This window comes from Nocardioides oceani, assembly GCF_030412965.1.
GTDB classification, from domain to species: Bacteria; Actinomycetota; Actinomycetes; order Propionibacteriales; family Nocardioidaceae; genus Nocardioides; species Nocardioides oceani.
Window position 1 is genome coordinate 1,023,845 of sequence record NZ_JAUHJQ010000001.1, and the last position, 26,661, is coordinate 1,050,505.

The following is a 26,661-nucleotide window of genomic DNA, read 5'->3' on the forward strand; positions in this document are numbered from 1 at the left end:
CCCAGCTCGACCCCGCTGTGCTCCCGCCGGCCCATCGGCTGGTCGACGCGGACTCGTTCCGCGCCGCCACCCGTGCCGGGGAGCGAGCGGGGTCGCGCACGCTGGTGGTCCACCTGTGGACCCCCGGTGACGGCGATCGCCCACCACGGGTGGGGTTCGTCGTGAGCAAGGCGGTCGGCGACGCCGTCACCCGCAATCGTGTGAAGCGCCGTCTGCGACACCTCGCCCGGGAGCACGTCTCGTCGCTTCCGGGCTCTGCTGTGCTCGTGGTGCGGGCGCTGCCCGCCGCTGCCGAGGCGTCGTACGGCGCCCTGGGCGAGGACCTCGCCCGCGGACTGGCGCGCGTGCGTGACCGCCGCGTGTCGGTGCCGTCGTGAGGCTCGTGCTCATCGCGCTGCTGCGCGCCTACCGGGCCGTCATCAGCCCGCTCTACGGCCAGGTGTGTCGCTACCACCCCTCGTGCTCGGCGTACGCGCTCGAGGCGGTGACCGAGCACGGCAGCCTGCGGGGCAGCTGGCTCGCGGTGCGCCGGCTCGGCCGGTGCCACCCGTGGGCCGCGGGCGGCTACGACCCCGTTCCCTCCCGCGCCCCAGCGGGATCTTCCTCTTCGACGCAAGGAGCCTGACCCGTGGGTTTTCTGGGCGACATCGGCAACTTCATCATGACGCCGCTGTACTACGTGATCTCGGTGATCCTGGTCGGGTTCCACAACGTGCTGGGGTCGTTCCTCGACCCTGATGGCGGCCTCGCGTGGGTGCTGTCCATCGTGGGGCTGACCCTCGTCATCCGCGCGGCCCTGATCCCGCTGTTCGTCAAGCAGATCAAGTCCAGCCGGAACATGCAGCTGATCCAGCCCAAGGTCAAGGAGCTGCAGAAGAAGTACGGCCACGACCGGGAGCGTCTCGCGCAGGAGACGATGAAGCTCTACAAGGACTCGGGCACCAACCCGTTCGCGTCCTGCCTGCCGATCCTGCTCCAGATGCCGATCTTCTTCGCGCTGTTCCGCCTGATCGACCAGGCCGCGAAGAACAAGACCCACGGGATCCTGACCGACGAGCGGGCCCGCAGCTTCGGCGAGGCCGAGCTGTTCGGGAAGATCCCGATCTCCGACACCTTCCTCAACGCCAACGGGCACGTCGGCGTGATGGTCCTGGCGGCCTTCCTGGTCGTGGCGATGACGGCGACGACGTTCCTCACCCAGCGCCAGCTGATGAGCAAGAACATGCCGGCCGACGCGCTGAGCGGCCCCTACGCGCAGCAGCAGAAGATGCTGCTCTACGTGCTTCCCGTCGTCTTCGCCGTCGGCGGCATCGCGTTCCCCATCGGTGTCCTCTTCTACTGGACCACCTCGAACCTGTGGACGATGGGCCAGCAGTTCTACGTCATCCGCAACAACCCCGCCCCCGGCACGCCGGCCTTCACGGCCAAGGAGGAGCGGGACCGTGCCAAGGCGGTCCGCAAGGGTGGTGCCGCGGTCGCGGAGGTGGCGGAGGCGGCCCCGGAGCCGACGACGGAGCGCCGCCCCGCTGCGCGGCAGCAGCCGAAGAAGCAGACCCGAGAGCAACGCAGGTCCTCCGGTGGGCAGCGCCCCGCGCGAGGCAAGACCGAAGGTGGGAAGCAGAAGTGAGCCACGAGACGACCGAGACCGCCGAGACGACGGAGCCGGCCGAGCTGGACGACGCGACCGAGGCCGGCGAGGACGGGCGCCCGGCCGACGCGCCTGCGGCCGAGGGTGACTCCCCCGGTCGCCCCTCGCGCGTGGAGCAGCTCGAGGCCGAGGGCGACATCGCTGCGGACTACCTCGAGGAGCTGCTGGACATCGCGGACCTCGACGGCGACCTGGACATGGACGTCGAGGGCGACCGAGCCGCGGTCTCGATCGTGGGCGCCGAGCTGGCCCAGCTCGTCGGCCGCGACGGCGAGGTGCTCGACGCGCTGCAGGAGCTGACCCGGCTGGCGGTCTACCGCGAGACCGGCGAGCGGTCGCGTCTGATGCTGGACATCTCCGGCTTCCGGGCCCAGAAGCGCGAGCAGCTCGTCGCGCTGGCGGCGGACACGGTGGCGCGCGTCAAGGAGACGGGAGCGCCCGTCTCGCTCGACCCGATGTCCCCCTTCGAGCGCAAGGTCGTCCACGACGCCGTCGCCGCGGCCGGGCTCGTCTCGGAGTCCGAGGGCGTGGAGCCGCGCCGCCACGTCGTCGTCCTCCCGGAGTGAGCCGGGTCGTTCGCCGGTGACCGACGACGTTTCACGTGAAACACGTACACCCTCCACGCCTGATGCGGCGCGGAGGGTGTTCGCGTCCGACCGGCTGCCACTCGCCGAGCGGTACGCCGAGCTCCTCGCGACCGAGGGTGTCGTCCGTGGGCTGATCGGCCCGCGTGAGGCGCCGCGGCTCTGGGACCGCCACGTGCTGAACTGCGCGGTTCTCGGCGAGTGGATCGACGCGGATCGGTCGGTCTGCGACATCGGCTCGGGCGCAGGGCTGCCCGGGATCGTCCTCGCGATCGCGCGGCCCGACCTGGCGATCACGCTCGTCGAGCCGCTCCTGCGCCGGACGACGTTCCTCGGCGAGGTCGTTGAGCAGCTGGGCTTGACGACGGTCGAGGTGGTGCGCGGTCGTGCCGAGTCGCTGCACGGCGAGCGTCGGTTCGACGTCGTGACGTGGCGCGCCGTGGCGCCCCTGGGGCGGCTCCTGGAGTGGTCGATGCCGCTGGTCGCGGCCGAGGGTGCGCTGGTGGCGATGAAGGGGTCGTCGGTGGTGGCGGAGATCGAGGAGGCCCGTCCGCTGCTCGACCGGTGGGGCTGCGCCGAGCCGGTCGTCCGTGAGCTCGGGGCCGACGTGCTCGAGGTGACGACGGGTGCCGTGCGGGTTTCGTGGGCCGATCCGGCGGCGGTATCGTGGCCACCCGCCGCGAGCGCCGGGCGGGACTCCGGTGGCGCCAAGGGACGTACCGGGAAGTCCCGCGGCGGGCGACGGTCACGGCGGGGCGGCTAGCACCGCGGCGGGCGTCTCCGCAGAGTTATCCACCGATCCGAAGCCCCCGCTGAGCGTGACTGTCCACAGAACCGCCGAGCTTTTCCACAGGAGCCGCTGTGCCGGACCACCCCGACGTTTCACGTGAAACCAGCCCTGCGACCGGTTTCACGGTGCGGACCGCGGCCGACCTCGCGACGTACTCGGCCGGCTTCGAGGACGACCAGACGCCGCTGGCGAAGGCGGCGCAGCACAGCATCATCGCTCGGCAGGGTGCGCACAGCCGGCCGGCGGTCCCCCGCCCGGCGACGACGCGCGTGTTCGTGGTCGCGAACCAGAAGGGCGGCGTCGGCAAGACGACGTCGACGGTGAACGTCGCGGCAGCCCTGGCCCAGCTCGGCCAGCGGGTGCTGGTCATCGACCTCGACCCGCAGGGCAATGCCTCGACCGCCCTCGGCATCGACCACCGGCGCGGGACGCCGTCGACCTACGACGCCTTGGTGGACGGCGTCCCGCTCACCGACGTGGTCGCGACCAGCGAGGACCTGCCGAACCTGTTCGTCGTGCCGGCCACCATCGACCTCGCCGGGGCGGAGATCGAGCTGGTGAGCGTCGTCGCGCGGGAGAACCGGCTCAAGAAGGCGATCACGGGCCACCCGCTGGTCGGCAGCGCGGAGGACGTCGGCGAGGACCGGTTCGACTACGTGATCGTGGACTGTCCCCCGTCGCTGGGCCTGCTCACTCTGAACGCGCTGGTCGCGGGCGACGAGATGCTGATCCCGATCCAGGCGGAGTACTACGCGCTGGAGGGCCTGGGCCAGCTGCTCGAGACGGTCGAGATGGTCAAGGCGCACCTGAACCCGGGCCTGGACGTCTCCACGATCCTGATCACGATGTACGACGCCCGCACCCGGCTCGCCGCGGGCGTGGCGGAGGAGGTGCGTGAGCACTTCGGGCCGCAGGTGCTCCGCACCGCGATCCCCCGCTCGGTGCGGGTGTCCGAGGCGCCGTCGTACGGCCAGACGGTGATGACCTACGACCCCGGCTCCCCCGGTGCGTTGAGCTACCTCGAGGCGGCCCGCGAGATCGCCACCAAGCACCGCACGACCGCGGGAGCCGCGTCGTGACCACGAAGCCGCCGGTGCGCCGCGGTCTGGGCCGCGGGCTCGGCTCGCTGATCCCGACCGGGCCGACGCCCGCGGACGACGCGGAGACGACCAGCACGACGGACGCGGTCACCGGCGATGCCGTGACGTCGTCCGGTGCTGCCTCGACGGCGGTCAGGGGGGACGGAGCGACGCCGACGGTCGCCGCTGGGCCGACCGGAGCGGTCGGCGAGCCGCTCGCACCGGTGGCGGGGGCCTACTTCGCCGAGGTCCCGGTCGGCCAGGTCGTGCCGAACCGGGCCCAGCCACGCCAGGTGTTCGACGAGGACGCGATGGCCGAGCTGGTCCACTCCATCCGCGAGGTCGGTCTGCTCCAGCCGATCGTGGTCCGGCGCAGTGGTCCCGACGCCTACGAGCTGGTCATGGGCGAGCGCCGCTGGCGCGCTTCGCAGGAGGCGGGCCTGGAGCGGATCCCGGCCATCGTCCGGGAAACCGACGACACCGACATGCTCCGGGACGCGCTCCTGGAGAACCTGCACCGCTCCGAGCTGAACCCGCTCGAGGAGGCCGCCGCGTACGCCCAGCTGCTCGAGGACTTCGGGTGCACCCACGAGGAGCTGGCCCAGCGGATCGGCCGCTCGCGCCCGCAGATCAGCAACACCCTGCGTCTCATGCGGCTCAGCCCCGCCGTGCAGCGCCGGGTTGCCGCGGGCGTGCTGTCCGCCGGCCATGCACGCTCGCTGCTCGCCGTGGAGGACGCAGACCTGCAGGACCGCCTCGCCCAGCGGGTCGTCGCGGAAGGCATCAGCGTCCGCGGTCTCGAGGAGATCGTCGCGGTGGGCGACACCGGTGCGCCGAAACGGCCCGCGCGGGCGGCTCGCGCCACCGCCGCCGACGTCGACGACCTGGTGGAGCGGCTCTCGGACCGCTTCGAGACCCGCGTGAAGATCGACGTGGGCCGGAGCAAGGGGAAGATCACGGTCGAGTTCGCGTCGGTGGACGACCTGCGCCGGATCGCGGACATCATGGACCCGCGGAACCGTAACGACCGGGTGATCTAACGTCTTGTCGACGTGTCTCTTTGTCGACAAAACGATCAATCCGCCCGATACTCAACGTTGACGATCGCTCAATTGAACGGTTCTGTACCGGTGGGAGCGCTCCCACCGGTACAGAACCGCGCAATTGCGCGGAAGTGTCGGCCGCGGAGGTCAGCCCTCCGCGCGCTTGGCGGCACGCCGCTCGGCGCGGGCCCGCTTCTCCTCGGCGTCGAGGCGCAGCGCCTCCTCCGGGGTGGGGGCGGACCCGCCGAGGCGGGCCGGCAGCCACCACGAGCCCGGGGGCTGCTCGTCCGCGGGGTACTCGCGGATGGTCTCGTCGAGGAGCGAGGCCATCGCGGCGTGCAGCTCGGCGGTCTCGGCGACCGGGTCGGCACCGGTGGGCTGCAACGGGGCACCGACACGGATGGCGATGGTCTTGCCGCGCGAGAAGTCGCGGGGGTGGTCCTTGGTGAACATCCGCTGGGTCCCCCACAGGGCGACCGGGAGCAGCGGCACGCCGGCCGCGGCGGCGATGCGCACGGCGCCGGTCTTGATCTCCTTGACCTCGAAGGAGCGGGAGATCGTCGCCTCCGGGAAGATCCCGACCGCCTCACCGGCCCGCAGGTAGTCGATCGCGGTGTTGAAGGAGGCCAGGCCCTCGCCGCGGTCGACCTCGATGTGGTGCATCGAGCGCATGACCGGGCCGCCGACGGCGTTGTCGAAGATCTCCTTCTTCGCCATGAACCGCACCAGGCGGCCGGACGGGTTCGCGGCGAGTCCGCCGTAGATGAAGTCGAGGTACCCGACGTGGTTGTAGGCGAGCAGGACGCCACCCTCGCGCGGGACGTGCTCGGTCCCGCTCAGCTGGAACCGCTGGCCGAGGAGGCGGAAGGCGGTCTTGGCCGACCAGATGATGGGCGGGTAGCTGATGTCGCGCATGCGGTGAGCGTAGGGGCAGGCCGGCGACGCCCGCGCGGCGGTCGTCAGCGACGTACGGCGAGGAAGTCCGCGATCCGGCCGATGGCCTCCTCCAGCACGTCGACCGCGGGCAGCGTGACGAGCCGGAAGTGGTCGGGGTCGGGCCAGTTGAAGCCGGTGCCGTGGGTGACGAGCAGCTTCTTGGCGCGCAGCAGGTCGATGACGAACGCCTCGTCGTCCTCGATCGGGTAGACCTCGGGGTCCAGCCGCGGGAAGCAGTACAGCGCACCACGCGGCTTGACGCTGCTGACGCCGGGGATCTCGTTGAGCAGGCGGTGGGCGAGCATGGCCTGCTCGTAGTAGCGGCCGCCCGGGCCGATGAGCTCCTCGACGGACTGGTAGCCGCCGAGCGCCGTCTGGATCGCGTGCTGGGCCGGCACGTTGGCGCACATGCGCATGTTGGCGATGAGGGTCAGCCCCTCGATGAAGTCGGCGGCCAGCTCCTTGGGCCCGGAGATCATCACCCAGCCGGCGCGGTAGCCGCAGACGCGGTAGGCCTTGGAGAGGCCGCTGAAGGTCAGGCAGAGCACGTCGCTGCCGGCGTACGTCGCGGCGTGGTGGTGCACCGCGTCCTCGAAGAGGATCTTCTCGTAGATCTCGTCGGCCATCACGACCAGGTCGTGGCGCCGGGCGATGTCGACGAGGCCCTTGACGGTCTCCTCGCTGTAGACCGCGCCGGTGGGGTTGTTGGGGTTGATGATCACCAAGGCGTGGGTGTTCTCGGTGATCTTGGCCTCGATGTCGGCGAGGTCGGGGTTCCAGTCGTCGTCCTCGTCGCAGCGGTAGTGCACCGCGGTGCCGCCGGCGAGGGTGATCGCGCCGGTCCACAGCGGGTAGTCCGGCGCGGGGACGAGGATCTCGTTGCCGTCGTCGACGAAGGCCTGGAGGACCATCGAGATCAGCTCCGAGACGCCGTTGCCGATGAAGACGTCGTCGACGCGCACGTCGCGCAGGCCGCGGGACTGGTAGTAGTTCATGACCGCGGTGCGGGCCTCGTAGATGCCGCGCGAGTCGGCGTACCCCTGGGAGTCGGGCAGGTGGTGCACCATGTCGGCCACGATCGCAGCGGGCGCCTCGAAGCCGAACGGCGCGGTGTTGCCGATGTTCAGCTTCAGGATCCGGTGGCCCTCGCTCTCGAGGCGCTGGGCCTCGACGAGGATCGGACCACGGACGTCGTAGCGGACGTTGCGGAGCTTGCGGCTCTGGCGGATCTGGCGCACGACCCCCATCCTCGCAGGCCCCCGCCTAGCATGGAGGGCCAGGAGGTGCCGCCGTGTCCCGCAAGGTCGTCCGCCTGACGCTCGACCACCTCGACGCCTCGTCGGCGCCGTGCCGCAGCTGCCTGTTCTGGGAGCTGGACCCCGTCACCCGGCGGAGGGTGGACGACGCCGCGGCGGAGAAGCGCGCGTGGCTCTCGGAGGTCCTGCGGGAGTGGGGCTCGTGCGGCCAGGTCGTCCTCGTCGACGGCGAGCCGGTGGGCCACCTGGTCTACGTCCCGCCGGCCTACGCCCCCGGCGCAGCGGGCATCCCGACCGCCCCGGTGGGCGCGGACGCCGTCGTGCTGACGGCGGTGTACGTCGACCCGCGGCACGTCGGCGGCGGGCTGGGCCGGATGCTCGTGCAGGGGATGGCGCGCGACCTCGTGCGGCGCGGTGGGATCCGCGCGGTCGAGGCGTTCGGCACCACGCTGCCCGGCGCCGTCGCGCCGTGCCTGGTGCCGGCGGGGTTCCTCTCCGCGGTCGGCTTCGGCACGCAGCGGGCGCACCCCACCAACCCGCGGATGCGGATGGAGCTGCGCTCCACGTCGACCTGGAAGGACGAGGTCGAGGCGGCCCTGGAGCGGCTGGTCGGGGCCGTCCGTCCGGCGCCGAAAGCGGTGCGGCCCCCGACGCCGTCCCGCGGGACGGTGTCGAGGGCCGCGAGCGCGTGCCGGCCGGTCAGGCGCTGATGAACTCCGAGAGCTCGTTGAGCAGCGTCGCCTTCGGGCGGGCGCCGACGATCGTCTTGACGACCTCGCCGCCCTGGTAGACGTTGATCGTCGGGATGCCGGTGACCCGGTAGGACGAGGGGGTGACCGGGTTCTCGTCGACGTTCATCTTCAAGAAGGTGATCTTGTCGCCGTGCGAGCCGGCGATCTCGTCGAGGATCGGGGCGACCTGGCGGCACGGGCCGCACCACTCCGCCCAGAAGTCCACGAGGACCGGCTTGTCGGACTTGAGGACCTGGGCCTCGAACTCGGCGTCGGTCACGGCTGCGATGTTGCCCACGTGAGGGTTCCTTCCCTGGAGTGCGGTGCGGGGGTGGTGCGGGTGCTGCTCGGTCTGTGCTGGGTGAACACCGGGGCGGGGGCGGTTGTTCCACCCCCGGTGAGTGAGCGCCGTCAGGCGCCGGCGGTCTGCACGGTCTCGGCCGCGACCTCGGCGTCGATGCGGGCCTGGGCCTCGGCCGGGGTGGCGGAGACGGTGTCGAGCGCGGCGAGGTAGCGCTCGGCGTCCAGCGCCGCGGCGCAGCCGGTGCCGGCGGCCGTGATCGCCTGTCGGTAGTGGTGGTCGACGAGGTCACCCGCGGCGAACACGCCCGCGAGGTTCGTGCCGGTCGAGGGGTGCTCGACGACGACGTACCCGTTGGGGTCGAGGTCGACCTGGCCGGCCAGCAGCTCCGAGCGGGGGTCGTGGCCGATGGCGATGAACAGGCCGGTGGCCTCCATGCGGCGGGTCTCGCCCGTGACGGTGTCCTTGAGCGTGATGCCCTCGAGCCGGTCGCTGCCGTGGATCTCCTCGACGACGCTGTTCCACTCGATCTCGAGCTTGGGGTCGGCGAACGCGCGGTCCTGCATGATCTTCGAGGCGCGCAGCTCGTCGCGGCGCACGATGAGGGAGACCTTGGAGCCGAAGCGGGTCAGGAACGTCGCCTCCTCGATGGCGGAGTCGCCGCCACCGACCACGGCGATGTGCTGCTCGCGGAAGAAGAACCCGTCGCAGGTCGCGCACCAGGACACGCCGCGGCCCGACAGCTCGTCCTCGCGGGGCAGGCCGAGCTTGCGGTAGCCCGAGCCGGTCGCCAGGATCACGGCGCGCGCGGTGTGGGTGGCGGTGGCCGTCTTGACGACCTTGACGTCGCCGGTGAGGTCGACCTCGACGACGTCGTCGGGCACCAGCTCGGCGCCGAAGCGCTCGGCCTGGGCGCGCATCTCGTCCATCAGGGCCGGGCCCATGATGCCGTCACGGAACCCCGGGAAGTTCTCGACCTCGGTGGTGTTCATCAGCGCGCCGCCGGCGGTCACCGAGCCCTCGAAGACGAGCGGCTGGAGGTTGGCCCGGGCGGCGTACACCGCGGCGGTGTAGCCGGAGGGGCCGGAGCCGATGATGATGACCTGACGGGGTGCGGTGTCGGACATGGACGTCGACGTCTCCTCGCGATGCGGTGGCTGCCGGCGCTCGCTCGCGCCGGGGTGGTCCTGCGGTGTCCAACCGATCGTAGGTGAGGAATGTTCCGCGCTCAGCCCGCAGGCAGGGTGGTGGAGCGCAGGATCTCGCCGGTGCCGCACTGCAGGAGGTCCGCGACCTGGCTGTCGCCGGCCGGTGCGCGGAAGACCAGGACGTGCGGCTCGCCGTCGTAGAGCACGGGCACCGCGACGCCCGAGCCCCAGTCGGCCGGGGTGCACTCGAAGAAGGAGTCGGGGGCCTTGTCCGTGCTCGAGTCGGGGTCGGAGCTCAGCGGCGCCGGTGCCGGCTGCCGGCGGTCACCGACTCCGTCCACCAGCTCGCGCGCCCGGAGGGCGTCCGCGGCGAAGTGGTCGGGGCGCAGGCGCCGCGGCGAGGGGGAGGCGTCGTAGGCGGACAACGAGTCTGTGCTCTCCGGGACCTCCGCGGCCGTGCGACCCGCCGAGTCCTCCACCAGGCCGTCGCGCCGCTCCTCCAGCTCCGCGACCGGCCCGCTGGCCGCCACGTCCCGCGGGGCGCTCGAGCCGGCCGAGGCACCGTTGTCGTCGACCGACCCGGGCAGGACCTGCGCGAGACCGAGACCCGCGACGGTCACGACCGCCGCCGCGGCGAGCAGACCGGCGGCCCGGCGCCGGCGGCGCCGGGCGAGCTCGTCGCCCGAGGACGGCACGTCGTCCCCCTCGGCGAGCTGGGCGAGGACGCGGTCGAGCCGCGCGGCCACGTCGACGGGGACCGGCTCGACGTGCCGGGCGTCGGCGAGGCGTCGGCGCACCTCGTCCTCACGGGGGTCGGGCAGGGGCTCGCGCCCGGTGACGGGTCGGCTCACGGTGCACCTCCTTCGCGGGGCTCGTGGGGAGCGGGGACGGCGGCCGATCCTGTCAGCCCGGCCTGTCCTCCGACGTGCCGGGCGGCCGCGGGGTTCCGCGAGGGTGACCCGGGACGCACCGGGCGCTCGATCTCGAGCAGGTCGGCCAGGCGGGCCCGGCCACGGGAGCAGCGGGACTTCACCGTGCCCACCGCGCACTCCAGGACCGCGGCGGCCTCGGCGACGGAGTACCCCTCCATGTCGACCAGGACCAGCGCTGCCCGCTGCTCGGCCGGCAGCGTGGCCAGCGCGGTCAGGACCGTGCGGCGCCGCTCGTCGCGCACGCTGGCCTCCGCGGGGTCCTCGACCTCCGGGGTCGCCGAGGAGCGCGCGCCCCGGTCGCCGTACTCCTCCAGGTCGTCGGGGAGGGCCTCGGTGCGGCGGACCCGCGCAGCACGCAGCCGGTCGAGGCAGGCGTTGACGACCACCCGGTGCAGCCAGGTGGTCACGGCGGCGTCGCCGCGGAACGACGCCGCGCGGCGGTACGCCGCCACGAGGCCGTCCTGGAGGCCGTCGGCGGCGTCCTCACGGTTCCCGGTGGTCCGCAGCGCCACCGCCCAGAGCCGGTCGCGGTGCCGGGCCACCAGCACGCCGAAGGCGTCGCGGTCGCCGGCGACGTGGGCGGCGAGCACCTCGGCGTCGGTGCGGGGGTCGGCGTGCGGGTCGGTACTCACCCCCGGACCACGACCTCGGCGACCTCGGCGCGGAAGCCCCCGTCGACGGCGGGCAGCGAGGTCAGCCAGACCACGACGTAACGGCCGGTCGCGGGCTCCGCCAGCTCGACGCGCCCGCGCTCCTCGAGCGTGTCGGCCCCCGCGACGGTGAGGTCGCGGACCGCGGTGGGCTCGGTGTCGGTGAGGTAGACCGAGACCTCCGTCGGGGCGCCGGCGAGGGTCAGGCCGACCTCGGCGACCTCCTGGGGCGAGCCGAGGTCGAGGACGAGCCCGACGCCGGTCTTGAGGCCGACGGGGCCGAGCTGCTGCTCGTAGGTCGCGGTGCTCCAGGCGGTGGCCGGGTCGCCGTCGGTCGCCAGCGGCGCGAGCTCGGGGTTCTCCGCGCCGTCACCGCCCTGCGGGTCGAGGTCGGTCACGGCCCGCACCGGTACCGTGGCGAGCGCCCGGGCGGTCGGGGTCGGGTCCTCGGTGGGGTCCGCGGAGTCGGTGCCGAGCGGTCCGCGGCCGCGGCCGAGGTTGACCGCCACGACCGTCACGACCAGCACCACCGCGCACAGGGCGAGGGCGATCGCGAGCCGCATCCACCGACGGCCCGGGACCCGCGGCAGGGGGCCGGTCTCGTCGCCGACGGGAGTGAGGACGGTGCCCGTGCCCGTGCCGGGGCCGTGGCCGGTGTCCCAAGGCCAGTACGCCGGGTCGCCCGGGCCGCCGGGCCCGCCAGGCCCGCCGGGCCCGCCGGGGAACGCGTGCGGGCCGGCGTCGCCGTGGACCGCCCCGGACCGCGGCCGCCGGGCGGGGGCGCCGTCGGTGGGATCGGGGGCGAACAGCGGCCGGCTCGGGGGCTCCTCGAACGGGGGTGGGGGCGGCACCGGGTCGGTGCGGCGCTCCAGCCAGGAGACGTCGTCGGCCTCGTCGTCGAAGATCGGCAGGCCCGCCTCGGTCGGCAGCTCGGCCTGCGCGGGGGCGGGCCGCGGCGCCGGTTCGGGGGCGAGCTCGGGCGTCGGATCCGGAGCGGGCGCCGGGTCCGGGGTCTCGCCGGGGGCCGAGTCCGGGACGGGTGCCGGGTCCGGCTCGCGCTCGTGCGGCAGCACGTCGGGCACGGCGGGGAGCACGATGGTGGTCGGGCGGTGCAGCTGGGGGGTGGCGGCGGCCAGTGCCTCGGGCATGCCGGAGGGGTCGCCGACGAACTCCTCGAGGTAGGCCGCGACGCCCCGTGCGGTGGTGACGTCGAGCAGGTCCCGGCGGGCCGCGAAGGGGTTGAGCAGCGCCTCGCAGAGCGCGTCGAGCGGCCGGGGGACGCCGGCGCGGACCTGCCGTGGCCGCAGCACGTGGCCGTGCTCCTGCGGTGCGGGCGGGACCGCCGAGGGCGAGACGCCGGCCCACCGGCCGGTGAGCGCGGCGTACAGCAGGCCGGCGAGGTCGCTGACGTCGGTGGCGGTGCCGTCGACGGGCAGGCCGTGGAGGGCGGCGTCGACGCAGAGGCCGATGACCTTGACCTGGCCGGTGCGCTCGACGAGGACGTTCTCGGGGACCAGCCGCCCGTGGGCGACCCCGGCGGCGTGGGAGGTGGCGACGGAGTCGGCGACCTCGGCGACCAGCCAGGCCGCCCTGCGGGGGCTCAGCGGGCCGCCGGTCGCGAGCAGGATGTCCAGCGAGGCACCCGAGCCCCACTCGTTGACCACGTAGCAGACGCCGTCGAGGCGCTCGGCGTCCAGCACGCGCAGCACGCGCCGGTCGAGCACGGTGGCCGAGCGGCGGGCGGCGTCGATCAGGCCGGGGGCGCGCTCGTCGCCGGCGTCGATGACGTGCAGTGCGACGTGCCGCTCCAGGACGCGGTCGTGGGCCCGCCAGAAGCGGCCGCCCCGGCTCTCCGACAGCAGGTCGACGAGGCGGTAGCGGTCGGCGAGGACATCGCCTGGCCGTGCGGTCTGCGGCACTGCCTCCTCATCCCCTTCGACGTCGAGCCCCCACGCCGGGTCGACCGGCCGCGGGCCCGGCCATCGTAGGACCGTCAGCGACGCCGGGGCAGCGGAAGCCGCCGGGTGAGCGTCTCGAGCACCGAGGTGACCTCGTTCAGGCGCAGCGCGCGGGCCGCGGCCACGAAGACCGCGACGTCGACGAGGACCACCACGACCGCGCGGAGGACGGCGACCGGGTACGACGGCTCCTCGCCGACGAGGTCGAGCAGCCGCGAGGCGAGCCAGGCGGCCCCGGTCGAGAGCGCGACGGCCAGCACCATCCGGACGAGGAACCGCACCAGGGTCGGCGTGCGGAGCCCGCCGAGCCGGGAGCGCAGCACGAGGTAGGACAGCACGGCGCCGACGAGGTACGCCGCGGCGTACGCGAGGGCGAGGGAGGGCGCGGTCGCGGCGTCGTCGGTGAGGCGGACCAGCACCAGGGCGGCCAGGATGTTGGCGAGCCCGACGGCGCACTGGATGTGGAAGACCGTGCGGGTCTGCTCCAGCGCGTAGAAGCCGCGCAGCATCAGGTAGTGGACGGTGAAGAGCACCAGGCCGGGGCCGAAGGCCGCGAGCGTGCCGATGTAGTTCTCGTAGGTCGGGGCGGCCGCGCCGAGGGAGATGACGCGGGCCAGCTCGGGGGCGATGACCGGCAGCAGCGCCGCGAACGGCAGGACCACGGCCAGGGCGGTCCGCAGCGTCGAGGACAGGGTGCGGGAGAGCCCGCCGAGGTCCTGGTCGGCGGCGCGGCGGGAGAGCGCCGGCAGGATCGCGGTCGCCAGGGACACCGTGATCACCGAGTGCGGGACCATGATGATGAGGAACGCCGCGGAGTAGACCGAGTAGCCCGTGCTGTCCGAGGCCCCGTCGGCGGTGCCGCTGGAGGCGAGCCGGACCACGACGGTGTACGCCACCTGGTTGACGATGACGAACAGGACCGTCCAGACGCCGAGCCGCAGGGTGTGCCCCAGCCCCGTGCCGCGGAAGTCGAAGCGGGGGCGGTAGCGGAACCCGGCGGCCCGCAGGTAGGGCAGGAGGATCAGCAGCTGGGCGGCGATGCCGAGGGTGGAGCCGAGGCCGAGCACCAGCTCCTGGTCGGCGGAGAAGCCGGCCGAGCGCTCGGCCTCCGACGCGGTGCCGAACAGCACGAGGTAGAGCAGCAGCACGCCGACCGAGATCACGTTGTTCGCGATCGGCGCCCACATCATCGGGCCGAACCGGCCGCGGGCGTTGAGGATCTGCCCGACGAGCACGAACATGCCGTAGAAGAAGACCTGCGGCAGGCACCAGCGGGCGAAGTCCACCACGGACTCGCGGGCGTCCGGGGGCACGTCGGGGTCGACGTACAGGTCCATCACCCAGGGTGCGGCGAGCACCAGCACCACCGTGACGACGCCGAGGAACAGCGCGGCCAGGGTGACGACGCGGCTGGTGTAGGCCTCGCCGCGGTCGGCGTCGTTCGAGGCGGCGCGCACCAGCTGCGGGACGAGCACGGCGTTGAAGACGCCGCCCGCGAGCAGGATGTAGAGCATGTTCGGGATCGTGTTCGCGATGTTGAACACGTCGGCGTGCAGCAGGTTGCCCAGGGCCGCCGCCAGCAGCAGCGTCCGGACGTAGCCGCTGAGCCGGCTGACGATCGTGCCGGCCGCCATGACCGCGCTGCTGGACAGGATCGAGCGCTGGTCGTCGCGCTGGTCCTGCTCCGGGTGCGCCTGCTGGTCGCGGGGGTCGTCGGTGCGGGTCATCCGGTGGTCTCCTCGCGACGGGCGCGGCGCAGGCGGCGCACGAGCCGGACGGCGATCGCGCTGAACAGCAGCAGGGCCCCGGCGCCGAGGATGACCCAGATCACCGCGCTGGCGCGGATCGACCGGATCGAGACCTCCTCGGAGGAGCCGAGGGGCGTGTGGGTGTCGTCGGGGTCCTCGGTCTGGTCGGTGAGCACGAGCCGGACCTTGTGCACGCCCGGCTCGCGGGTGCTGGCGTCGAGCAGCACCGAGACCCGCTGGCCCGCGCCCACCTCGACGGTCTGCGGGCCCTCGATGGACAGGGCGGCGGGGTCGTCGGTGACGGCCTGGATGCTCACCTCGACCGGCTGGTCCAGCGCGTTGGCGACGGTGGCGGCGAACCGGCCGTCCGCGCTGGAGAGCGCGACCCCGCGGGGCGCCTCGATCGTCACGCCGTCGAGCTTGTCGTCGATCCAGCGGCGCGAGCCGAGCAGCGAGAGGCGGGTGGTGGTCGTGCGGCCGCGCGAGGAGTACGACAGCGCGCCGAGCGCCTCGTCGGCCACCTCGCCCGCGACGTCGGTGTTGTCGCGCAGCACGTGCTGGAGCACCTGGCCGGCGCCGATCAGGCCGGTCGCGGTCTCGAAGGTCTCGCGGTCCAGGCGCCGGGCGGACTGCCGCTCGGGGTAGGCGAGGTCGGCCAGGTCGACCGGCGTCCCGGTCCGGTCCGCGGCGTCGGCCACGGTGCCGAGGTCGACCCAGTCCTCGTCGAGGGCGTCGAAGAACCCGCTGGTGGAGTCGGGCGACCAGCCGGTGGGCAGCTGGACGACGAGCGGCTTGCGCCCGGGCGACAGCAGCCGCACCGCTGCCTCGGCGAGCACCCGCTGGCGCAGCGCGACGGCCGCGAGCGGGTCGTCGGGGCCGGGCCCGCCCGCGGCCGCGCCGGAGGAGGTCACGACCAGCCGTCGTCCGGCCACCGTGGCCACGCCCGGCGCGTCCTCGCCGAGCATCCGGTCGGTCACCAGGAGCGTCTCGCCCGGGGGGACAGCGCGGATCACGGCCGGGTCGAGGTAGCCGGTCGGGGACCCGAGGGCCGGGGAGGTCGGGACCTCCCAGGAGCCGGTGCTCTCCCCGCTGCGCGTGCGGGCGCGGGGGAGCAGGTCGGGGTCGGCGGCGACCGCGCCGGCCACGTCGAGGTCGCCGTACGGCAGCGCGAGCACCTCGTCGCCGGCCATCGCCTGGCTCAGCCGGCCCAGCCAGGCGGACGCGGCCTCCGCGGCGGCCTGCTCCTCCGGCGTCGGCTCGTGGCCGTCGTCGCGCCCGTCCTCGGGGGACTCCCCGTCGCCGTCGTCACCGTCACCCTCGCCGTCGTCGGACTCGCTCGGGCCGGGGGAGAACGCGGCGTCGGGCCCGTCGATCCCGTCGGAGGGCGCGACCGGGTCGGCGGTGTCCGACGGCGCGAGCGAGCGCGGCGGGTTGCCGTCCGCCAGGCGGCGTACGGCGTCGACGAGGGCGGGGTCGACGAGCCAGGTCACCGGGTGGTCTCCCGCGGAGGCGCCCAAGTCGACCAGCGAGCGGAGCGATCCCTCCGGACCGAGCGTCCGCGTCCAGCCGCCGACGTCGGCGAGCGAGCCGTCGGACTCCCGGGCCAGCGAGCGGCGCAGCGGGACGACGACCGTGGTGGGGACCTCCCCGCGGGTCGAGCGGGGGACGAGCGGGAGGAACGTCCGCGCCTTGCCGTCGGCGCCGTCGACGCGGCCGGCGGAGGACTCGCCCAGCGCGTGCACGCCGAACCAGTAGACGCCGGCGGCGTCCACGGTGACCCGGGAGGCGGGGAGGGTCAGCCGGAACGGGGCCGACTCGCCGGGGGCCAGCTCGTCGACGACGTCGGAGACCTCGAGGATCCGGTTCCCGACCTCCTGGTCGACGGGCACCTCGGACGCGGCCGCGAGCTCGGCGGTGGACGTCAGCGGGGAGGAGCCGAGGAAGGGGTACAGCTTGATCGCCGACCAGGTCTCCTCGCTGCGGTTGGTCACCGAGCCGGCCACCCGGATCGGGCCCCGGCGCGGGATGGCCCCGGGCGTCAGCGACTCGATGGTCACGCCCAGCGGGGCCGCGTCGGCGGCCTCGGCGGCGGCCGGCGCACGCGTGGCCACGGGCGCGGCCGCGAGCGGGGCGGCGGGGGCCGGCGGGACCGCCAGACCGGTGGCCGTGCCCGCCAGCGCGAGGGCCGCGGCCGCGAGGGCAGGCCGCAGCGACCGGGGGCGAAGCATGCGGACGACACTATCCGTCCGGCCGCACCTAGAATCGTCCCCCGTGCCCGACGCTCCCCTTCCCCACCTGCAGCTCGCCGACGTCCAGCGGTCGGTGGCCGAGGAGCTGGACCGCATCGCGCCGGTGATCGACGAGCTCGGCCGCCGCTTCGCCGACGCCGGCCACGAGCTCGCCCTCGTCGGCGGGCCGGTGCGCGACGCGATGCTGGGCCGGCACCACAACGACCTGGACTTCACCACCTCCGCCCGCCCGGAGCAGACCGAGCGGCTGCTCAAGGGCTGGGCCGACGCGGTGTGGGACATGGGCCGGGCGTTCGGGACGATCGGCTGCCGCCGCGGCGAGTGGCAGGTCGAGATCACGACGTACCGCTCGGAGTCCTACGACCCCACCTCGCGCAAGCCCGACGTCGACTTCGGCGACAGCCTGGACGGTGACCTGGGGCGCCGCGACTTCACGGTCAACGCGATGGCGGTGCGGCTGCCGGGCCGGCAGGTCGAGGACCCGTACGGCGGCGTGGTCGACCTCGCGCACCGGGTGCTGCGGACGCCGGGCCGGCCCGAGGACTCCTTCTCCGACGACCCGCTGCGGATGATGCGGGCCGCGCGGTTCGCCGCGCAGCTGGGCTTCAGCGTCGACGACGGCGTCCGCGAGGCGATGACCGCGATGGCCGAGCGGATCTCGATCATCTCCGCCGAGCGGGTCCGCGACGAGCTGGTGAAGCTGGTGTGCGCACCCCACCCCCGCCTGGGCCTGACCCTCCTCGTCGAGACCGGCCTCGCAGCGCTGGTGCTGCCGGAGCTGCCGGCGCTGATGCTCGAGCGCGACGAGCACCACCGGCACAAGGACGTCTACGAGCACACCCTGACCGTCCTGGAGCAGGCGATCGACCTCGAGGACCGCCTCGGCGGCGAGCCGGACTTCGTCTCGCGCTTCGCCGCGCTCATGCACGACGTCGGCAAGCCGCGCACCCGCCGGTTCGTCGAGGACGGGACGGTCACGTTCCACCACCACGACGTGGTCGGGGCGAAGATCACCCGCAAGCGGATGCAGGCCCTGCGGTTCTCCAACGACGAGATCGACGCGGTGACGAAGCTGGTCGAGCTGCACCTGCGCTTCCACGGCTACGGCTCGGGGGAGTGGACCGACTCGGCGGTGCGGCGCTACGTCCGCGACGCCGGCGACCAGCTGCAGCGGTTGCACGTGCTGACCCGCGCGGACTGCACGACCCGCAACCAGCGCAAGGCCGCGCGGCTCGCCCGGACCTACGACGAGCTCGAGGAGCGGATCGAGCGGCTCTCCGAGGAGGAGGAGCTGGCCTCGATCCGGCCCGACCTCGACGGCAACCAGATCATGGGGATCCTCGGCATCGGCCCGGGTCGCGAGGTCGGTCAGGCCTACCACCACCTGCTCGAGCTGCGGATGGACCACGGGCCGCTCGGCGAGGACCGCGCCCGCGAGGAGCTGCTCGCGTGGTGGGCGGCGCGCTCGTCCTGACCTGTGGTTCCGCGCGGCTGGTGTCGCGGAGCTGGTGTGGCGGGGCGGACCGGCGTCAACGATCGTTCAATTGCGCGGTTGTAGACGTGTGCAAGCGCTTGCGCAGGGTGAAAACGGCGCAATTGAACGACTGTTGACCGCGCGGAACCGCCCGGGTCTGCCCCGTCGGCCGGCTCAGCGGCGCACGGTCGGCAGGCCCGGCCCGCTGCGGTCGACGGGCAGCAGCGCGCCGGCCGGGACCCCGGGCAGCGGTCCGCACGCGCCGGTCGGCAGCGTGCAGGCGAGCAGCACGTCGGACTCGCCCTCCAGCGCCCCGCCCACCGCGGTGGTCTCGTCGAGCCACGAGTCGAGCTCGTAGACGTCGTACGGCGCCCGGGTCACCACGGCCTTCCCGCCGTCCTCCGGGACCAGCCGCACCGGGCTGCCGTCGGTCGGGTCGACGATCCGCCAGGTGCCGGAGGGGCTGAGCAGGGCGTCCTCGCCGCGCAGGGCTGTGAACCAGTCGTCGTCGTAGACGTCCGAGGTCGAGTCGGCCAGCTCGTCCCGGTCCCCGGAGGGGAGGTCGTAGGCGAGGACGCCGTCCGGCCCGGCGACGTACGCCGTGGTGTGGGTGAGCCCCAGGACGGCGGGTGACTCGGCGTCCTCGTAGAGGTCGGCCAGGTCGTCGGAGCCGGTGTCGCCCATCCCCGCGGCGCTGCGGACCACCTCCTCGCCCGCGACGAGGTCGACGACCACGGCGGTGGCGACCGGCGTGCCGTATTCGTCCTGCTCCCCGGTGGCGGGGTCGATGAACGCGAGGTAGCGCCCGTCGGGCGAGGTGCGCAGGGTGTCGGGGTCGACGACGGCACCGGTCTGCTCGACCCGGTCGCCCGTCGCGAGCAGCAGGTCGGCGCCCGGGCCCTCGCGGTCGCCGGCCGGCACGACGTACGCGCCGTCGCCGGCCACGACGTACGCCTCGATCTCCTGGTCGGTCTCGATCACCGTTCCGTCGCCGAGGTGGACCGTGCCGCCGGCGGCCCAGACCAGGCCGGAGGGGTCCACGGGGTCCCCCGCGCCCGTCCAGCGCGCGCCGGCCGGCGGCTCCTCCTCGGCCGGACCGTCCTCGCCGCAGCCGCCGAGCGCGAGCAGCGCCGCGACGGCGAGGGCGGTGACCGTCGGCAGGGGGCGGGAGGTGCGCATGGCGGATCCTCTCGTGCGGCGCGGGGTCACCCGAGGACCGACCTCAACCGGTCGAGGAAGCCACCGCTCCCGGCGTCGCTCTCCTCGTAGGACAACGCGGTGGTCACCAGGCCGCTCGCGGTGACCTCGGCCGAGATCCGACCCTCGCCGAGCCACTGCGCGGTCTCGTCGAGGTGGGTGGTCGTGGCGGTGGCGAACAGCGGCCCCTCCGGGACGTCGCCGAGGACGCCGGCGGCGAGGTCCATCCGGGCGACCGCGCGCTCGACCGCGTCGAGCCCGGCCTGGACCTGCGAGAAGAGCCGGCCGGCCTGGGTCAGCGTCACCGGCTGCACGTCGATGGTGCCGCCGGCCATCCCGAGCTCGGAGTACGGCGTGACCGTCATGTTCATCGCCGCCCACAGGTCCTCGAGCGAGGTGCTGCCGGGCGAGGAGTACTTCTCCGCCCCGGACTCGTACGTCGTCAGCAGGCCGTCGGGCATCGCCACGATCCCCTCGGACATGTTCGGCAGCTCCACGCTGCGCACCGGGTCGCCGAGCGGGCCCCCGGAGAGCACGTCGCCGAGGTTGTAGCTGGCCAGCGTGCTGCCGTTGCCGCGGCCCAGGGAGCTGCTGAAGACCACCTCGTTGCCGCGGACCGCGATGCCTTGCACCTTCGGTGGGGTCTCGTAGGGTCCGCCGGACTCCTCCCAGCTGTGGGTGGCGCGGTCCCAGGTGTAGGTGGTCAGGCTGCCCGGGCCGTCCTCGTTGTGGGTGCCGACGTAGAGGGTGTCGCCGACGATCGTGGAGTAGGCCCCGGCTGCGACCTCGACCGGTGTGTCCAGCACCGGCACCGTCTCGCCCGGGCGTGCCCCCTCGACGGCGGCGAGGTCGTAGGCGAACAGCCGGGGCGGCTTGTCGGAGGAGGTGACGTAGACGGTGCCGTCGTGCACCGCGACGCCACCCGCGTGGTCGGGTGCGGTGTCGCCGGCCCCGCCGCGGCCGAGGTCGACGGTCTGCACCAGCTCGCCGGTCTCCGGGTCGACCAGCGAGAGCTGGGCAGAGCCGTCGGCGGCGTACGTCGTCTGGAGGAGGTAGCCCGAGACCGGGTCGTAGCCGAGCCCCTGCGGGATGCCGCCCTCGTCGTCGCCGGTGGCCAGCGTGCCGGGGATGATCGGGCCGAGGTCGGTGGGGTGCTCGAGGTCGTGGCGCAGCGAGCGGAGCAGGCCGTTCTCCAGCCACTCCTCCTGCTCGGCGGTCAGCGGGTCGTCGACCATGAACGTCGTGGCCTCCGCGACCCGGGTGCCGTGGGCCCTGCGGATCACCGAGAGGGCCAGCATCACCCCTGCGCGGACGATCAGCAGGGAGGCGGCGTCGGTCGCCTCGGCCTTCTCCCGGCGCCACAGCTCGATCATCTCGCCGGCGTCCTCGGCCATGGTCCGGTAGCTGTCCTCGACCGCCCGCAGCGCGAGCGCCGCCCGGTTGAGCCGGATGAAGGCGACCTCGGCCGCCGCCCGGGTGGCCCACGCGCGCATGTTGAACCGGGTGCGCGCCGAGGGGCTGTCCCAGTCCGGGGTGTCCTCGGCGTACCGGACCAGACGGATCTCGTCGCCCGCGTCGTCCATCGACCGGCGTACGTCGGACTCGAGCGCGGCGACCGCGCCGGGGTCCCCCGACGTCATCGCGGCGTACATCGCCTCGGGCCCCTCCATGGGCGGGGTCTACCCGTCGCCCAGCGTCCGGAAACGCCGGCCGGGCCCGCCGGGGCGGCCACTAGGGTGCGGGCATGGCCAGCTCCCAGACCGCCCAGGACCTCGAGGCGACCGTCGAGATCGCCGCGCCGCCCGCGACCGTGTGGTCGCTCGTCGCCGACCCGACCCGCGCGCGCGAGTGGAGCCCGCAGGTCCTCCGCACGTTCGTCCGGGGCCGACCGGTCCAGGAGGGGACGACCTTCCTCAACCTCAACCACCGCGGCCCGCTCGTGTGGCCCACGACCGCCAAGGTCACCTCCTTCGACCCGCACGTGCGCTTCGCGTTCCGCGTCGCCGAGAACCGCACCACCTGGTCCTTCACCCTCGAGCCGACCGCCGACGGCGGCACCCGCCTCACCAACCGCCGCGAGACGTCCGAGGGCATCTCGGCGCTCTCGCTGGTGATGACCCGCGTCGCGCTCGGCGGCGTCGACAGGTTCACCGCCGAGCTGCGCGAGGGCATGCAGGAGACGCTCGCGAAGGTCAAGGCCGCCGCCGAGGCATCTGCCTGAGCGTCGGTCGGTGGTGGGTGGCCGGGGTCGCCCGGGTCGCCCGGGTCGCCCGGGCCGTCAACATCCGTTCAATTGTGCGGTTGTGTCGCTGGACTGCGCCGAAAGACGTGCACAACCGTTCAATTGAACGGAACTTGACGCCTTCACCCGGCGCGACCGGCCACGAGGAAGTGCGCCTCCCAACCGGCCTGCGGGCGGGGTAGAAGAAGACCGACGGCCCGCGCAGCGTGTCGGACTCGCTCGAGGGTCGCGCCAGGTGTGGAGTAGATGTCCGGGCCGGTCACGTTGACGACGTGCCAGTCGAGACGGTCGACCAGCTCCGAACGACGTAGGTCGCGCTGCCAGGTCCGACTGTCGTCCCGATGGTGGGTGCCGTGGTACTCGATCGCGAGCCGGTGCTCGACGTAGGCCAGGTCGAGCTCGAGCAGCACGTCGCCGTTGGCGGCGCGGACCCGGTGCGCGACCGCCGGCTCCGGCAGTCCGGCCAGGACCAGGAGGAGACGCACGCGGGTCTCCATCGGCGAGCGGACGCCGTCGCGCACGAACCCGGCGGCGTACCTCGCTGCCGGAGACCAGTAGTCGCTCGTCCGCTCCAGACCGGCGCGGAGGTCAGCGGCCGTCATGCCGAGCACGCGGACCATGCTGTCGCCCGCGACGACGAGGTCGACCAGGTCGAGCATCGAGGCAAGCTCGACGAACATCCGGACCGGCTCCGACACGGGGACGCCGCGCCAGGTGCGCGTACGGGTGCCCGGAGGTGCGACGTGCGCCTTGAGCCCCGGTTGCCAGCGCCGGTCCTTCGGGTCGGTCACGCTGACGTGGACGAAGGCCGAATGCGGCACGGCGATCCCACACCACGCGGCTGCGGTGCGGTGGCTGGCCCAGGCGCCCTCCGGGTGCAGCGCCAAGGCACCGACGACGCGCTCCTCCTCGGTGGGGTCGACCTCCGCGCTGATGTAGACGCCTCGGAAGATACGCCGGTAGCGGGAGGTACGCAGAACGCGGTCGCTCACGCCGGCCGCCACGGCATCGGCTCGGGTGAAAGGTCGTCGCTGGTCCATGACGCGACCCTGGCACTGGGTCGGCCCGGGTGCCGGGCGTCATCCACAGGCCGTGGGCGGAGGCCGCGAGCCCGCGTCAACGATCGTTCAATTGAACGGTTCTAGCGCCTCGATCAGCGGAGAACGCGACAAATCCGCGCAATTGAACGAATGTTGACGCCCGAGCCCGAGCCCGAGCCCAAGCCCAAGCCCAAGCCCAAGCCCGAGCCCGCGACGCCGCAGCGACCGAGTCAGTAGCCCCAGTCGAACCGCCCGCAGCCGCCGCCGATGCGGAACCGCACCGTGCCGGTGAGGTCGCCGTCGGCGCGGACCGGACCGATGCCACCGCCCCGCATGGAGAGCACGTCGAAGGACAGGCAGCGGTAGCGGAAGCGCCACGGGTTCGCGACGCCGGCGTACCGCGGGTCCTCGAGGGTCTGGGAGGGGTCGGTGTAGTTGTCGGTGTGCCCGACGCCGGAGTCGGAGTACGACGAGCGACCCTTCGCCGCGATGAAGGCGGCGTCGGAGAGGTCCGGGGTGGCGGAGCCGGGCTCCGGGACCGCGTCGATGGGCGTCTGCGCCGGCGGGTCGTCGGTGCCGGCGTTGCCGTAGCCGTGCGCCTCGTCGGTGTAGGCGAGGTACAGCCCGGGCCGGAAGGAGATCGGGTCGCGGTCGACCTGGCCGCGGCCGGCGAGGTCGAAGCCGGAGCGGTCGCGCATCTCGAGGTAGTAGGCGTGGTCGAAGTCCGCCTCCGCGCCGGCCTTGACGTACTGCCAGCCCTTCGTGCAGTCACCGCCGGGCCCGTCGGGGCGGCAGCCGCCGTTGAAGACGTGCGGGTCGCGAGGCCCACCGGAGGACTCGAAGTCGGTGCGGAACAGCACCTTCTCCCCCGACGGGGTGGTCGCGGTGACGCGCACGTCGTCGATGAACCAGCCGGGCCGGGCGAGCCCGGGGTCGGTGGCGTAGGAGAAGCGCAGCACCGGCGTCCGGGCCCCGGCCAGCTCGGAGACGTCGAACCGGTCGGCGATGAACACCGACGGCGGGGTGTTGCCGAGCGCCCGGTCGGTCGCGACGGTGAGCGGGTCGGTGTAGGAGGCGCTGGAACCCGTGATGCCGTTCGAGTACGTCGCCTGGCAGCCGTTCTGGTTCGGGTTGCCCGTGGTGGTGGTCGGCACCTCCCGCTCGGACTCGTTCGACGTGAAGCTCTTCCCGCCGTCGGTCGAGGTCAGCACGAAGCCGTGGTCGTAGTCCCACTCGATGTCGAACAGCGACTTGAACGTCAGCGTGACGGTGGAGCCCTCGGGCAGCTTCGACAGCGCCGGGATCGACAGGTCGAGGTTGCGCCCGCCGCCGTCGCTGGCGCAGCCGAAGTCGTTGCCGGCCCCGCTGAACCAGGCGTGCTTCTTCGTGGCGCCGACGCCGGTGCCGAACTTGCGGGGGCTCAGCAGCTGGCGGCCCGGCAGCTTGGCGACGTACATCAGCGAGTTGTGGACGCGCCCGTCGCGGCCCTGCCGCAGCACGTAGGGCCGGCCTTGCGGCGTGCGCCAGTGGATGGCGCCCACGTCCTGCTTGGAGTCGGTGAACCCGCGGACCGTCGTCCGGCCGCGCGGCAGCAGCCGCGGCACGACCCAGCCGAGCTCCTGGCGGGCGAAGGCGTCCATGTGCTGGGACTTGTCGGTCGCCATCAGGTTCCAGTCGCCGTAGGTCTCGCGGCCGCCGGTGGAGTAGAAGTCGGGCAGGCCGAGGGAGTGGCCGTACTCGTGGGAGATCACCGACGCCTTGTCGAGCGCGGTCTCGGGATTGAGGTTGTAGGGGCCGACGCGGACGAAGACCTTGCGCGGCGTCTTCTTCGTGGTCATCGCGTCGTAGCGCCCGTCGCGCCAGTAGAGCGGCCGGCCCTCGAGGTCGCGCAGCTGGTCGTCGGTGGTGAAGCCGGCCAGGCCGGTCTCGGGGTCGGTGAGGTAGTACTCCAGCGAGGAGCTGTGCGGCCAGATGTTGTCGTAGGGCAGCGCGTCCGAGGGCGCCTCGGAGCAGGCGGCGAGCTGGGAGGCGCCGTTGCCGCCGCAGCCGGCGAAGACGCCCATGAAGAAGTCGACGACCCCGTCCTTGTCGGTGTCGAAGTCGGAGTAGTCGATCTCGGGGTCGGCGAGCGCGACGGCGTCGGCGACGATCTTCCCGGTGGGCCCGCAGCCGCTGTCGATCTGCTGCAGCGCCGCGACGCCGGTCAGCGAGCCGATGACCGCCGAGCCGTTGCCGTCGGCGCCGTAGTACTGCGTGGTGCCGGGCAGGTTGTACACGCCGTCGGTGATCCGCTCGGGGTAGAGCGGGGAGCCGACCACGTCGAGGGGCAGGTCGGCGAAGGTGACGCCGGTGCACGTCGACAGCGTGGCCGGGTCGGTGCGGGTGAAGGGGAAGCCCGGGGCGTAGTCGAAGTCCGCGGTCGCGATGCCCGCCGACGGCACGGTGCCGTGCGGGAACAGCTGACCCAGCGACATCTCCTGGAACAGGTTGAAGGTCGACCCGGCGAGGCGGGGGCTGTTGATGACCCGCTCGAGCGCCTGGCCGGAGTGCCCGGCGGCGTACGTGCGGTCGACGTACTGCACCGGCACGACGGGGAACGGCCGGTCGCCGTAGCGGGCGGTGTCGTAGGACTCCGCGGGCGGGATGACCTTCGGGCCGTGGCTCACGGCGGTGCCGGAGCCGCCCGGGCCGGCCAGGCGCGCCGTCGTGGACAGGTCACGCCACACGACCGTCGGGAGCTGCTTCGTCGTCGCGGCGCGGGCCTCGAGGACCAGGGTGCGGCTCCCGCGGGCCGGCACCCGGCCGGGGCGCCAGGTGATCGTGGTGGCGCGCAGGGTGCGGCTGCCGGGCCCGGCGGCGGCGCGGAACGTCGTGCCGCGCGGCGCCCGGACCGTCACGGTGCCGCCGGCGACCGCGGCGCGGCCGGGGTTGCGGACGATGACCCGCGACGGGTAGCGCTCGCCGGGCTTCACCCAGCCGACGGAGGAGACGAAGCTGTTCTCCAGGCGCAGCCGGGTCGCCCGCGGCAGCACCTCGACGGCGGTGGCGCCGGCGTCCTCCGCCGAGAACCCGTCGTACGTCGCGTCGAGCGCCCGCACGCCCAGGACGGTCTCGTCGGTGCCCGGCAGGTCGCGGGTGACCGAGGCGGGGACCGTGGTCGAGAACGACCCGTCGTCGGCGGCGGTGACGTCCTGGGTGGCCAGCACCGCGCCGTCGGGACCGGTCACGGCGACCGTGAAGGAGGCGGGGACGCCCTCGTCGGCGCGGGCGACCCGCGAGCCGGCGGTCTGGGCGACCGTGGCGACCCGGCCCGAGACCGTGAGCTGCGCGCCGCGGACGACGGTCGCGTCCTGGCCGTCGAAGTCGACGGTCAGCAGCCGGCGGCCCGCCGCGCTGAGCAGCTCGGCCTGCTCGCCGCGGGTGGGGGTGTCGACCAGCGAGCCGGCCAGCGGGCCGGTCGCCGTGGCGCTCGTCGGGGGCAGCAGCGGCAGCACGAGCGCGGCGGCGAGGGCGGCGGTGGCCGCGGCGGCGCGCAGGCGGGGCGGGGTCATGCCGTGCGAACGACACCGCACGGACGGTGGTTACGACCAAGACGGCTCCTGAAATGGCCGACGGCCCGCCCGGGAGACCGGGCGGGCCGCCGTACGCGCTGGCT

At 73.6% G+C, this 26,661-nt stretch carries 23 protein-coding genes; 10 read left to right on the top strand and 13 right to left on the bottom strand.

Translation table 11 applies throughout. The features are described 5' to 3' along the window. Positions 1–17: 17 nt before the first annotated feature. From rnpA to QWY28_RS04950, 7 genes are all read left to right on the top strand, one after another. Positions 18–377 carry a ribonuclease P protein component gene (rnpA, locus tag QWY28_RS04920; protein ID WP_300951170.1) on the top strand — a complete coding sequence of 120 codons (360 nt, stop codon included), beginning with the start codon at positions 18–20 and terminating at the stop codon, positions 375–377. Next, positions 374–625, top strand: a complete 252-nt coding sequence (gene yidD, locus QWY28_RS04925; RefSeq protein WP_300951171.1) for a membrane protein insertion efficiency factor YidD — start codon at positions 374–376, stop codon at positions 623–625. The genes rnpA and yidD overlap by 4 nt, the downstream gene beginning before the upstream one ends. Positions 626–661: 36 nt before the next feature. Further along, a complete protein-coding gene (gene yidC, locus QWY28_RS04930; protein WP_439117231.1) occupies positions 662–1,627 on the top strand; it encodes a membrane protein insertase YidC in 966 nt (321 codons plus the stop codon). Next, the gene (locus QWY28_RS04935; protein ID WP_439117222.1) at positions 1,624–2,214 is read left to right on the top strand and encodes a Jag family protein; all 591 of its coding nucleotides are present in this window, start codon (positions 1,624–1,626) and stop codon (positions 2,212–2,214) included. The genes yidC and QWY28_RS04935 overlap by 4 nt, the downstream gene beginning before the upstream one ends. Before the next feature lie 76 nt (positions 2,215–2,290). Next, entirely contained in the window at positions 2,291–2,995 is a 705-nt protein-coding gene (gene rsmG / locus QWY28_RS04940) for a 16S rRNA (guanine(527)-N(7))-methyltransferase RsmG (protein ID WP_300951173.1), read from the top strand. 152 nt (positions 2,996–3,147) lie between these two features. Then, complete coding sequence (locus tag QWY28_RS04945; RefSeq protein WP_300951174.1) at positions 3,148–4,101, top strand: ParA family protein; 954 nt, start codon at positions 3,148–3,150, stop codon at positions 4,099–4,101. Further along, positions 4,098–5,141 carry a ParB/RepB/Spo0J family partition protein gene (locus tag QWY28_RS04950; RefSeq protein ID WP_300951175.1) on the top strand — a complete coding sequence of 348 codons (1,044 nt, stop codon included), beginning with the start codon at positions 4,098–4,100 and terminating at the stop codon, positions 5,139–5,141. Before QWY28_RS04945 ends, QWY28_RS04950 begins: the two co-directional genes overlap by 4 nt. A gap of 150 nt (positions 5,142–5,291) precedes the next feature. On the opposite strand, the gene QWY28_RS04955 is transcribed toward QWY28_RS04950, so the two are convergent. Together QWY28_RS04955 and QWY28_RS04960 are read right to left on the bottom strand one after the other, a co-directional pair. Continuing rightward, entirely contained in the window at positions 5,292–6,059 is a 768-nt protein-coding gene (locus QWY28_RS04955; protein WP_300951176.1) for a lysophospholipid acyltransferase family protein, read from the bottom strand. A gap of 44 nt (positions 6,060–6,103) precedes the next feature. Continuing rightward, positions 6,104–7,318 (bottom strand): pyridoxal phosphate-dependent aminotransferase, encoded by a 1,215-nt coding sequence (locus tag QWY28_RS04960; protein WP_439117223.1) that lies wholly within the window; start codon positions 7,316–7,318, stop codon positions 6,104–6,106. 53 nt (positions 7,319–7,371) lie between these two features. Between QWY28_RS04960 and QWY28_RS04965 the strand changes: the two genes are divergently transcribed. After that, positions 7,372–8,046: a GNAT family N-acetyltransferase gene (locus QWY28_RS04965; RefSeq protein WP_300951178.1), complete on the top strand. Its 675-nt coding sequence runs from the start codon at positions 7,372–7,374 to the stop codon at positions 8,044–8,046. On the opposite strand, the gene trxA is transcribed toward QWY28_RS04965, so the two are convergent. The 7 genes from trxA to QWY28_RS05000 form a co-directional block, all read right to left on the bottom strand. Further along, on the bottom strand, positions 8,036–8,365 hold the full coding sequence (gene trxA / locus QWY28_RS04970; RefSeq protein WP_284438246.1) for a thioredoxin: 330 nt from the start codon (positions 8,363–8,365) through the stop codon (positions 8,036–8,038). The genes QWY28_RS04965 and trxA overlap by 11 nt on opposite strands. Before the next feature lie 113 nt (positions 8,366–8,478). Next, a complete protein-coding gene (trxB, locus tag QWY28_RS04975; RefSeq protein WP_300951179.1) occupies positions 8,479–9,495 on the bottom strand; it encodes a thioredoxin-disulfide reductase in 1,017 nt (338 codons plus the stop codon). 101 nt (positions 9,496–9,596) lie between these two features. Then, positions 9,597–10,367, bottom strand: a complete 771-nt coding sequence (locus QWY28_RS04980) for a hypothetical protein (RefSeq protein WP_300951180.1) — start codon at positions 10,365–10,367, stop codon at positions 9,597–9,599. Continuing rightward, positions 10,364–11,080 (bottom strand): RNA polymerase sigma factor SigM, encoded by a 717-nt coding sequence (gene sigM, locus QWY28_RS04985; protein ID WP_300951181.1) that lies wholly within the window; start codon positions 11,078–11,080, stop codon positions 10,364–10,366. The genes QWY28_RS04980 and sigM overlap by 4 nt, the downstream gene beginning before the upstream one ends. After that, positions 11,077–13,017, bottom strand: coding sequence for a protein kinase family protein (locus QWY28_RS04990; protein WP_300951182.1), 1,941 nt, complete (start codon positions 13,015–13,017; stop codon positions 11,077–11,079). Before QWY28_RS04990 ends, sigM begins: the two co-directional genes overlap by 4 nt. Positions 13,018–13,091: 74 nt before the next feature. Next, positions 13,092–14,783, bottom strand: a complete 1,692-nt coding sequence (gene murJ, locus QWY28_RS04995; protein WP_300951183.1) for a murein biosynthesis integral membrane protein MurJ — start codon at positions 14,781–14,783, stop codon at positions 13,092–13,094. Continuing rightward, positions 14,780–17,032: a DUF6049 family protein gene (locus tag QWY28_RS05000; RefSeq protein ID WP_300951184.1), complete on the bottom strand. Its 2,253-nt coding sequence runs from the start codon at positions 17,030–17,032 to the stop codon at positions 14,780–14,782. The genes murJ and QWY28_RS05000 overlap by 4 nt, the downstream gene beginning before the upstream one ends. Here QWY28_RS05000 and QWY28_RS05005 point away from each other — a divergent pair. Continuing rightward, positions 17,031–18,527 (top strand): CCA tRNA nucleotidyltransferase, encoded by a 1,497-nt coding sequence (locus QWY28_RS05005; RefSeq protein WP_439117224.1) that lies wholly within the window; start codon positions 17,031–17,033, stop codon positions 18,525–18,527. The two genes, QWY28_RS05000 and QWY28_RS05005, sit on opposite strands and share 2 nt — an antisense overlap. Positions 18,528–18,701: 174 nt before the next feature. Here QWY28_RS05005 and QWY28_RS05010 read toward each other — a convergent pair whose 3' ends face one another. Further along, complete coding sequence (locus tag QWY28_RS05010) at positions 18,702–19,706, bottom strand: hypothetical protein (RefSeq protein ID WP_300951186.1); 1,005 nt, start codon at positions 19,704–19,706, stop codon at positions 18,702–18,704. 26 nt (positions 19,707–19,732) lie between these two features. After that, positions 19,733–21,394, bottom strand: a complete 1,662-nt coding sequence (locus QWY28_RS05015) for a hypothetical protein (RefSeq protein ID WP_300951187.1) — start codon at positions 21,392–21,394, stop codon at positions 19,733–19,735. Between the two features lie 74 nt (positions 21,395–21,468). Here QWY28_RS05015 and QWY28_RS05020 point away from each other — a divergent pair, with 74 nt between their 5' ends. Beyond that, entirely contained in the window at positions 21,469–21,945 is a 477-nt protein-coding gene (locus tag QWY28_RS05020) for an SRPBCC family protein (RefSeq protein WP_300951188.1), read from the top strand. A gap of 143 nt (positions 21,946–22,088) precedes the next feature. Here the strand turns inward: QWY28_RS05020 and QWY28_RS05025 are convergent, their stop codons facing one another. Both QWY28_RS05025 and QWY28_RS05030 read right to left on the bottom strand, forming a co-directional pair. After that, on the bottom strand, positions 22,089–22,958 hold the full coding sequence (locus QWY28_RS05025) for a putative endonuclease domain-containing protein (protein ID WP_300951189.1): 870 nt from the start codon (positions 22,956–22,958) through the stop codon (positions 22,089–22,091). Between the two features lie 278 nt (positions 22,959–23,236). Continuing rightward, a complete protein-coding gene (locus QWY28_RS05030) occupies positions 23,237–26,557 on the bottom strand; it encodes an immune inhibitor A domain-containing protein (protein ID WP_300951191.1) in 3,321 nt (1,106 codons plus the stop codon). Positions 26,558–26,661 lie beyond the last annotated feature (104 nt).